This window comes from Microcystis sp. M165S2 (assembly GCF_020245885.1).
Lineage (GTDB): Bacteria > Cyanobacteriota > Cyanobacteriia > Cyanobacteriales > Microcystaceae > Microcystis.
In genome coordinates this window covers 1-9,723 of the sequence record NZ_JADBTZ010000032.1, presented here as the reverse complement: position 1 = coordinate 9,723, position 9,723 = coordinate 1, and the positions used below count along the sequence as shown (strand labels likewise).

9 protein-coding genes and 2 pseudogenes are annotated in these 9,723 nt (G+C 42.0%); 3 read left to right on the top strand and 8 right to left on the bottom strand.

All coding sequences use genetic code 11. The features are described 5' to 3' along the window. The first annotated feature begins 375 nt into the window (after positions 1–375). Complete coding sequence (locus tag IM479_RS01705) at positions 376–2,259, top strand: NACHT domain-containing protein (protein ID WP_287686992.1); 1,884 nt, start codon at positions 376–378, stop codon at positions 2,257–2,259. Next, positions 2,256–3,455, top strand: coding sequence for an SUMF1/EgtB/PvdO family nonheme iron enzyme (locus IM479_RS01700; RefSeq protein ID WP_287686990.1), 1,200 nt, complete (start codon positions 2,256–2,258; stop codon positions 3,453–3,455). The genes IM479_RS01705 and IM479_RS01700 overlap by 4 nt, the downstream gene beginning before the upstream one ends. Positions 3,456–3,739: 284 nt before the next feature. Here the strand turns inward: IM479_RS01700 and IM479_RS01695 are convergent, their stop codons facing one another. The 3 genes and pseudogenes from IM479_RS01695 to IM479_RS22475 all read right to left on the bottom strand — a co-directional run. Then, complete coding sequence (locus tag IM479_RS01695; RefSeq protein ID WP_287686988.1) at positions 3,740–4,942, bottom strand: glycosyltransferase family 4 protein; 1,203 nt, start codon at positions 4,940–4,942, stop codon at positions 3,740–3,742. A gap of 13 nt (positions 4,943–4,955) precedes the next feature. Beyond that, a complete protein-coding gene (gene aroC / locus IM479_RS01690; protein WP_287686986.1) occupies positions 4,956–6,056 on the bottom strand; it encodes a chorismate synthase in 1,101 nt (366 codons plus the stop codon). 126 nt (positions 6,057–6,182) lie between these two features. After that, positions 6,183–6,251: pseudogene (locus tag IM479_RS22475) on the bottom strand (rubredoxin); the annotation flags it as partial. 142 nt (positions 6,252–6,393) lie between these two features. Between IM479_RS22475 and sfsA the strand changes: the two are divergent. Then, complete coding sequence (gene sfsA, locus IM479_RS01685; protein ID WP_287686985.1) at positions 6,394–7,113, top strand: DNA/RNA nuclease SfsA; 720 nt, start codon at positions 6,394–6,396, stop codon at positions 7,111–7,113. Between the two features lie 129 nt (positions 7,114–7,242). Here the strand turns inward: sfsA and IM479_RS01680 are convergent, their stop codons facing one another. From IM479_RS01680 to IM479_RS01660, 5 genes and pseudogenes are all read right to left on the bottom strand, one after another. Continuing rightward, entirely contained in the window at positions 7,243–7,854 is a 612-nt protein-coding gene (locus tag IM479_RS01680) for an NYN domain-containing protein (RefSeq protein WP_287686983.1), read from the bottom strand. Positions 7,855–7,876: 22 nt separating this feature from the next. After that, the gene (locus IM479_RS01675) at positions 7,877–8,545 is read right to left on the bottom strand and encodes an energy-coupling factor ABC transporter ATP-binding protein (protein ID WP_287686982.1); all 669 of its coding nucleotides are present in this window, start codon (positions 8,543–8,545) and stop codon (positions 7,877–7,879) included. Between the two features lie 123 nt (positions 8,546–8,668). Continuing rightward, on the bottom strand, positions 8,669–8,938 hold the full coding sequence (locus IM479_RS01670) for a UPF0367 protein family (RefSeq protein ID WP_002756830.1): 270 nt from the start codon (positions 8,936–8,938) through the stop codon (positions 8,669–8,671). A gap of 284 nt (positions 8,939–9,222) precedes the next feature. After that, a pseudogene (locus IM479_RS01665) lies at positions 9,223–9,414 on the bottom strand (Txe/YoeB family addiction module toxin). 64 nt (positions 9,415–9,478) lie between these two features. Further along, positions 9,479–9,607, bottom strand: coding sequence for a type II toxin-antitoxin system Phd/YefM family antitoxin (locus IM479_RS01660; protein WP_287686981.1), 129 nt, complete (start codon positions 9,605–9,607; stop codon positions 9,479–9,481). Between the last annotated feature and the right edge of the window lie 116 nt (positions 9,608–9,723).

The following is a 9,723-nucleotide window of genomic DNA, read 5'->3' as shown; positions in this document are numbered from 1 at the left end:
TTCTGCTCTTTCTTCTTCTTTAAGAGCTTTTTGTAAGTTTTTCTTTTCTTCTAAATCTAGGAAATCTTTAGCTGGCATAAGTAGAATTTTTCTCAAGTTACTATTTCTATTTTAGGTGGTTTAAGTGCGTTTTAGCTTATCATAAGAATAGTGCAGTATTTCCTCTCAAGTGGACTCACAGTCAGCACAGCGCAATCCTTGCAGTTGAAAGGTCAGTTGTTCCATCGGTTTTTTCTCAACGAGGATTCTTCTGGGATAACGAGTTCCACAACATTCCCCCTTTTGGTAAGGTAACTGCCCACCCTACTACTGTATTATATGCTAAATTTTAGGATAAATTTAGTAGGTAAAGGGTTTATTTAAATCGTATTGACAATGCCAGAAATCGGACCTGAATCAGAACAATCCTCCCTGTCTCAACTGGACGCAAGGATTACGGAACGTCGAGCAGCAAGACAAAGAAGAATTGAAACTATCCTCAAATTGGCTGGATTGCCTAGTGGAGGAGTGGGAATTGCTGTAACTATCAATTTTCTTCGCAATGGGCAATGGATAGAAGCTAGTGTATCAGGATTGGTCAGTATCGCTGTTATTTTTCTGGCGATTGGAGGAAAATTTGCCAAAAATGTTATTAACCTAGTTTTCGATAAAGTAGAAACAAGATTGGAACAGAAAACGGATCCTCTGGCTGATTTAATTGTTAATTGGCTGGAAAATTTCGCAATTCAATTTTGGTGGCAATTAACCGCAAAGTTTCAAGTAAAGTATTATAAAACTTTAGTTTATCTCTATCGTACTTATCAAACTCAAGGCTTAAAAACACCTGGTAACTTTATTCTCGATCTTGAAAATGTCTATATCCAGTTACGATTTTTACCTCAGAGTCTAGACAAGGTATCTTCGGCTATTATTTCTCAACAAGAAACCACAAGCAATTTAAAAAATATTTGGGATTTTTTAGCACAAATTACCACACAATCTGCTTATAAACGCATTGCTATTTTAGGCGCACCAGGTTCAGGAAAAACCACTTTATTAAAGCATATCGCCCTAACATACGCTCAAAACAAGCAAAGCCGTCAGCATCGCAAAGCGCCTAAATTAATTCCGGTATTACTGATACTTCATACTCTTAGTAAAGAGATTATCCATCAAGAATCATCTAGTTTGGCACAAATTATTACTGAACAATTAAAAAGCCCAACATTACCCCTCAAGCTCAATCCGCAGCTTCAATGGTTTGAAGAGCAATTAAAAGAGGGTAAATGCTTGATTATGTTTGATGGATTAGATGAAATCGCCAAAGAAAGTGACCGCCAGCAGGTTAGTCAATGGATAGACAAGCAAATGCAGGTTTATCCTGAAACTACTTTTATTATCACTTCGCGCCGTCATGGTTATCAAGCTGAATGGTTACAACAAATTAGAACTTTTCTCGAAGTTCAGTCTTTTAACCTAAAACAAGTTGAAAGGTTTTTTCAGAATTGGTATTTACAAAATGAAATATTGCGTCAAGTGCGAAAGGAAGATCCAGGTTTACGCGCAGAAGCACAAAGAAAAGCTAATGATTTAATGCAGAGAATCAAAAAATCTGCTCCTTTAGCAGCAATGGCACTCAATCCTTTATTATTAACTATGATTGCTACAGTTCATGATAATCGAGGAGCGTTGCCAGGAAATCGCGTAGAATTGTATGCAGAAATTTGTGAGGTCTTATTGACAAGGCGAATAGAAGCTAAAGGAATGACTGATTCGATTAAACTAAATTTAACTCAGAAAAAAGCAGTATTACAGGTATTAGCTTTAGAGTTAATGAAAAGGGGAATCCGTGAGTTTTCCTTAGCTCAAGGTCAAGAAATTATCAAAAGTTCTTTAGCAGCAGTAGCTAAGACGGAAGTTAAACCCGAAGACTTTTTTGAGAATATTGAAAAAATTTCGGGTTTATTGACCAAAAAAGATGACAGTTTTTATATTTTTGCTCACCTCAGTTTTCAGGAATATTTAGCCTCAGTTCAAATCCAAGAATTAAATCAAGAAGATTTATTGATTCAAAACATAAATCATAATTGGTGGGCGGAAACAATTCGTTTATATGCGGCAAAAAATGATATTAGTAATCTAATTCTTGCGACAATAAATAATCCTAATATTACCTCAATAAGTCTAGCAATGGATTGCTTAGAAGAGGGAAAAAGTTGTTCGCCAGAAGTGAGACAAAGGTTTAATCAATTATGGATACAAGGATGGGAAAACCGATGACAGAGACAGTCAATTTTGAGTTACTCGCTCATGTTCAACTCTCCAGAAGATTGAGTAAGCTGATTCCTCTTGATGATAGTATCGCCATTGATACTAGCTATATTACCTGTGCAGAGTATCAGCTATTTATTGATGAAAAGAAAAAACTTGGTAAAAATCATCAGCCTCTTGATTGGCAAACCGATTCAGTTGTATCTGAAGATATTTTAAAGCCGATTACTGGTGTGCAAGCAAGTGACGCTGAAGCGTTTTGTGAATGGTTAACCCAACATCCACAGCATTTTAAACCAGAATTTAAGTATAGAATTCCTACTCTACAAGAAGCTGAGGAATTTTTAGAAATGGAAACAGAGGAGGAAAATTTAGTCGGTTACTGGTGTCAGGAAAACTTGACATCAAGAATGGTTTATTTAGAGCCAGAAAAGTGGCTAAAGATTAAAGAGAAAATCTTGTTTTTTTCAAAAGAGAAACTTGGTAAAGTAATGGATGGCATGATTGGTCAATTTTTATATCAATTTTCGCTATATAAATTGTTGCCATTTTGGACTAAGCTTGAGCCTGTGCTTGTGCTTGTGTATGTGTATTTGCTTGTGCTTGTGCTTGTGCTTGTGCCTGTGCTTGTGCTTGTGCCTGTGCTTGTGTTTGTGCTTGTGCTTGTGCCTGTGCTTGTGTTTGTGCTTGTGCTTGTGCTTGTGGTTGTGCTTGTGCTTGTGCTTGGGCCTGTGCTTGAGCCTGTGCTTGGGCCTGTGCTTGGGCCTGTGCTTGGGCCTGTGCTTGTGCTTGGGTTTCTCTTGTTTTATGTCGCTGATTATATTAGTTATTGTAGAATTAGACTCAATTTAAATCTCGACCCTACCGATGGTATATCTTTGATTGTTGAAGATTATCTAAGTTCTCTTAAAATTCAAACGCTTTATCCCTATATTTACAATTTATCCTCATGGCAGCAACTTGTAAATAAGATCGGTATTGCTTGGTATCTATTCCCAGATATTTACGAAGCAGCATCTAAAAATGAAGAATTATTAGATCAGGTTAACTTAACAGTTGCAGAATGCCGAGAATTAAATTCTCAATATTCTATCAAAAGGGAACAAGTTTTTAACCGTTTCATCGCCTCCGTATTATTAGAAGAAAGACGAGCGGGTAATATTCCTGCTTGGGAAGGAATTAGGATTGTAAGAGAAAGAATTTAATAGCGATATTATACTAAATCCGTTGAGCATAGGCTACATATCAGGATAGGCAAGAGGCAAAAGGAGGAATAGATAATCAGTCTTTAATAACTGGATTTAGTATAAGTATTTCATATATGTTGATTGAGAAACCCTTACCCGGTAATACTTCTATGTTTAGTCATTCTCAATAAGGCTGTCCTTATTGCGGTGACTAATTACCTGGCAAGTTCGCAGCTTTCTTTTCACTGATTACTGTTTACTATTCACTGATTACTGTTCACTGATTACTGATCACTGAAAAATCAACTCAATAACCAGTCTAGATGATCCTGTAAACATTGTTTGAGGTCGTAGCGTTGCTTGATAGTTTCCCTGGCATTTAAACGCAGATTTTGCCAACCCTGGGGATAATTTAACACTTCATCGACGCGATCGGCTATTTGTTGAGGAGAAAAGAAATCCACTAATAAACCATTTTCCCCATCAGTAATTAATTCTCGCACGGGGGGAGTATCGGAACCAATCACGACGCAACCCATGGCCATAGCCTCTAACATTGACCAAGAAAGCACAAAAGGACGAGTAAGATAGATATGGGCGGCCGATGCCTGTAAAACCTGTTTATATTGACCGTAGGGCAGAGAACCGGTAAAATGCACCCGGGATAAATCCAAAGAAAGGCTTTCTAACATCAATTGTTTATAGGTTTTGCCGTCCGGTAGAGTTTTCCCATAAGCAACCCGATCCTCCCCGACAATTACGATATGACAGTTAGGCCGACGGGCTAAAATTAGGGAAACAGCCGTCATAAATTGGGGAAAACCGCGATAGGGTTCCATTCCCCGGGTTGCATAGGTGACAATCTCCTTAACACCGGATAAATCTAAACCTATCTCTGGAATCACTAACTGCACATCGGGACGGGGACAGAAATAGTCTGTATCGATGCCATCGTGTAAAACCGTCAGTTTCGAGTGAAATTCGCTGGGAAATTGTTGTTTTTGCCAGATAGTCGGCGATAAACCTCGATCGCAACTGACCAGATCGATGAGGATTGGCGCATTTTTAATTCTAATCCGGGCCTCGGCATCAGCATTAAGGGGGTCCGCCGGATCAAAATCAGCATCGGAACCATGGGCATGATAAAACCATTCAAAATAAGCTAAAAACTTAGTTTTCGGGAAAATATCCTTGATAAATAGACCCGGCCCCCAGCCAGAATGTGCATAGACAATATCGGGATAAAATCCTTGATTTTTCAGTTGTTGGCAAACACCATAAACCGCTTGACCTTGTAAAACCGCACTTTCCAAGGGACGGACATAATGATGGGTTTGGGGAGAAACAGCGCGACTTTCCTTGTAAATAAATTTTTTTACCCCCGGTATCTCTCCCTCTTGCCTGGTAGTGCCGAAAATCACTTGATTTCCAGGGTCTTGAGCCAAAACCGTGATTAAATGGCGAAATTGGGCGGGAAAATTGGAATGAAGGAATAAAAATTTCATCGCGGGTAAAGGTTTAGAAAAAGCGATCGCTAACCGTACATTGTCCCTGAAAACGGAGCAGATGATCGCATAATACCAAAGCCATCATCGCTTCCACCATAGGGACGGCCCGGGGTAAAACGCAAGGATCATGTCTTCCTTTGGCTGCCAGGGTGGTTTCTTCCCCGGTGCGCGTCACGGTTTTTTGTTCTTTACCGATAGTCGCGGTGGGTTTAAAAGCGATGCGGATAATAATATTTTCACCGTTACTGATTCCCCCTTGGATGCCTCCCGAACGATTGCTAGTGGTGCGAATTTCCCCGTTATCATCGATAAAATACTCGTCATTGTGTTCGCTGCCGGTTAAGAAGGTTCCCGCGAATCCCGATCCGATTTCAAATCCCTTACTCGCGGGTAAGGACATCATCCCCTTAGCTAAATCGGCTTCTAGCTTATCAAAAACGGGTTCTCCTAGACCTTTCGGCACATTTCTGGCTACACATTCCACCACACCGCCGATCGAGTCCTTATTCAGGCGAATTTGGTCAATCAGGGCGATCATTTTGGCGGCCGTTTCCTCGTTGGGACAACGCACTATATTACTTTCCACCTCGTCGAGGGTGACGGTGTTGGGGTCGATGATTGCCTCAATATCTTTAATTCGCTTCACATAGCCGATAATCTCGACATTATAGACAGATTTAAGGATTTTTTTAGCGATCGCTCCTGCGGCCACCCGGCCGATGGTTTCCCGGGCCGAAGATCTGCCTCCTCCTTTCCAGTTGCGAATGCCGTATTTTGCTTCGTAGGTGGCATCCGCATGGGAAGGTCGGAATTTTTCAGCCATTTCGTTGTAATCTTGCGAACGAGCATCCTGATTCCGCACTAAAATAGCGATCGGTGTACCGAGGGTTTTGCCTTCAAAAACGCCCGAAATTATCTCACAAATGTCATTTTCCCGACGCGGGGTCACGATTCTGCTTTGTCCCGGTTTGCGACGGTCTAAATCGATTTGAATCTCCTCTTCGGAAATTTCTAAGCGCGGGGGACAACCATCGATAACCACTCCTACCCCACCCCCGTGAGATTCTCCAAAAGTGGAAACCCGAAATAGTCGTCCGAAAGTGTTACCCATAATCTCAATGTCTATTAAGCCTCAAGGTTTTATTGTACCTGAGCGGTTATCAGTTTTTCGGGAATAGGGGTTGGGGGTTGGGGGTTAGGGGTTAGGGGTTAGGGGTTAGGGGTTAGGGGTTAGGGGTTAGGGGTTGGGGGGTATATCGTTGTCAGGATCGCCGATTTCTGGGTCGTATTCGTAGCCACAGACTGAACAAACCTATTTCAAGGTAGTTTTCCTCTTAATCTAGACTTAGAAACTTTGGGACAATTCTTCTGAAACTATAAGCTATTTTCCGCTAAAACTCGCGTTAATATCAAAAGAACACGCTGTTTTTTTCCGTGGCGAAAATTTAATGACTCCCTTGTTGGTTCACACTTATCCTTCTCTTGTCAAGGGTATTTTAATTAAACGTTACAAACGCTTTTTTGCCGAGATACAACTGGACAACGGAGAATTAATTACGGCCCATTGCGCTAATACCGGACCGATGACGGATGTATGTGTAGAGGGTCAACCGGTTTATCTTTCTCGCAGTGATAACCCGAAGCGAAAATTAGCTTATACCTGGGAGATGATTCAACTGGGAGAGACTTGGGTGGGAGTTAATACCAATCTTCCCAATCAGGTGGTGAAAAATGCCCTGTTGCAAGGAGTTTTTCCCGATTTGGTCAAAAATGACACCGAGGTGCGATCGGAAGTGGCCTACGGTCAAAATAATCGCAGTAGAATTGATTTTCTTTTGACCCATGGTGATAAATCCCTCACCTATATCGAGGTCAAAAATACCACTTGGAATCAGGGAGAAACGGCACTTTTTCCCGATACTGTCACCACGCGGGGACAGAAGCATTTACAGGAATTAATGGCTTTATTGCCGGCAGCGGAGGCGATTATGCTCTACTTTATTAATCGGGGTGATTGTGACCGGTTTGCTCCGGGGGATAGTAAGGATACTAAATACGGGCAGTTATTGCGTCAAGCAGTGGCTAAAGGAGTCAAAGTTTTACCCTGTCGCTTCCAAGTGACACCCACGGGAATTTATTATTTAGGTTTAGCAGAATTGCAACTGTGACACCAGTGGTTTAGAGGGGCCAGCTTTTGACAAAATCCCCCAGACCGCAACTGACCTTTAAAAACCTAGAGACACAGTTACCTGTGCCTCTAAGGGGGATTTTTGTCGATACATATTTGAGGTAATTTGTCAAGGTTTTTGATAACTAATTCCGTGGCGCATTTTCTCTAATTTCTGTTGCACCTTAGCATCGAGAGAATGGAATAAAAAACGCCCTTTGGGACTTTGAGAAGAACTCTGGGATTGTCTCAGACGACGACCGGTTAAATCCACCTCGATTTCCAGACGTTGAGCGGAAATCCACTGGGCCCCATAACCCATAACCGTCATTTTTTGGGCATTATCAGAGGTAGCGACGATAATCCGTCCGATAGCAGGGGCGCGATCGTGCCAAAAATCAGCGCAGGTTTTCTCGATATAGGTGTCGGCGGTTTGAGCGTGAGCGGTAAAATAAACCGATAAATGGTTAGTGTAGCGTTCCTGGCTGCCGGGGGTATCTTGAAGGTAGGAATCGAAGACGATTTGGGTTTGATAACCCTGATGGTGGGTGTAACCGATTAAGGTTTCAATTAACTTGTCTCGCGCCGGTTCGAGACCGTGGCGATCGCTAATTTTTTTCAGGGACGGCCAAGCGCCGATGACGTTGTAGCCGTCAACCAGCAGAAGGGAACGATCAGAGGAATTAACCATGGCTTTGAGAGTGATTGGTGTGGCATTAAAGGCAGTTCTAAAAAACAGCATCCTAATGATATTAACAAAAAATTTAAGATTCAACCGCCGCACTTGCCAATAATCTCGCTTTTAATTCTAGGGCATTTCCCTGATCCGTTACCTTGCCCCCCTCTAACAAAAATGCCCCATCGCTGTAATCCAATTCCTCCAGGCGATGCGTCACCCAAAGGGCCGTAATCCCCCGGTTTTTGACCAATTTCTGCACTTGAGAGACTAATTCTAACTGGGTATCCCCATCCAAAAGGGCGGTGGGTTCATCAAAGAGCAAAACCTCGCAATGACGAGCTAAAGCCCCCGCAATGGCGATTCTTTGCTTTTGTCCGCCACTGAGAGCATAGATCGGTCGTTTTTCCATTTCTAATAAATTCACCGCCCCTAGGGATTCCCGCACCCGCGCCCGAATTGCCGGCGTGGATAAACCCTCGGATACCAACCCAAAAGCCACATCTGCCCCCACTGTTGGCATAACTAACTGATGGTCGGGATTTTGAAAAACAAAACCGAGGGGGTTAGGTATCTCTATTTCCCCGCGACTAGGTTTTAATAATCCCGCTAATAACCGCAGCAGGGTTGATTTACCGCTGCCATTTGTCCCCAACAACATCCAAAATTCTCCTCTGGGAACTTGCAAAGAGCAGCCATTTAATACTGATTTCCCATTCGGCCAGCTAAAGCAGAGGTCTTTTACTTTTATAGTCATAATTATGAGTTGATCAGTTATCAGTTATCAGTTTTGAGTTTTCAGTGGAAAGTGTTATGTAGGCGATTGCCGTTTTCTTGTCACTGATTACTGGTTACTGCTCACTGATAACTGATTAAAGAACTATTCTGTGGCTAAAGCGACAAACCCCGGCGCTCTACCAGTGGAGGCAGCCCCGGATTTTTGTGAAACAATCACCGCACTGATCTGATCGCTCAAAACCGCCACCTTTTTATCGGTTTGTTTTTCGCAGGTTAATTCTAATAATTCCGGATTTGGCGATCGCATAGCGTTAATAATTGTTTGATACAAAGCGTCTGCTGCTGCTTCTTCCTTGCGCTGCACGGAAATGGGGATGGGGGAGAGTTTCAGGGTAATATCGATCGAATACATAGTTTAGCGTTCCCTTCCAAAAAACAAGTCAAAAACCATTGTATAGCAGGGGTTGGGAAGTCAGTGATCAGTTATCAGTTATCAGATGTGAGTTTTCAGTTCACTGATTGCTGTTCACTGTGGGGATAACCCTAGCATCATAACCGATTAAATCTCGGCAGTCGGTGTGCAGAGGCGTTGTTAGCTGGCAATCACTTGCTTGAATGAATTAGCATGGTGCGTTCCCCAAAATCTATCGGTGCAGCAGTAGGAGCCAGATTAGGGAACGCACCCTACAGCAATAGCTAATCTTGGTAATGATAGCGACAGGAAATAATTGTTAGATAATGATCATCGACAACATAGACAAGACGATTAGCTTCATCAATGCGACGGGACTAAAAACCTGACAAATTCTCTCTCAAGGGTTCAGGTTTACCGATTCCTTCAAAGGGATTGGATAGAGTATCTTGGATCAGCAGATTGATTCTTTTCAGGGTTTTCTTGTCCTAAGATTGCCAATAAAGATAATCTTTCCATGCTTTACTACCCCAAGCCAACTTACGCATCGATTAAATCATGTTCTTGTGTTTTACCTGCTTGATATTCTGCGATCGCTTCTTCCAAATGTTGAGCATTAGCCGGAGATTTTAAGAGATAAACTGTGGCTCTTCGGTTTGTCTTATGCAACGGACAGGGTTATAAGGGATGAAACCCTTATAGAAACAGACATTACTGCGATTTTTGTCAATTGTTTGCGATCTGGAGCGAACTAATCAATTAAATCTCTTGCCAGATCAGGATTT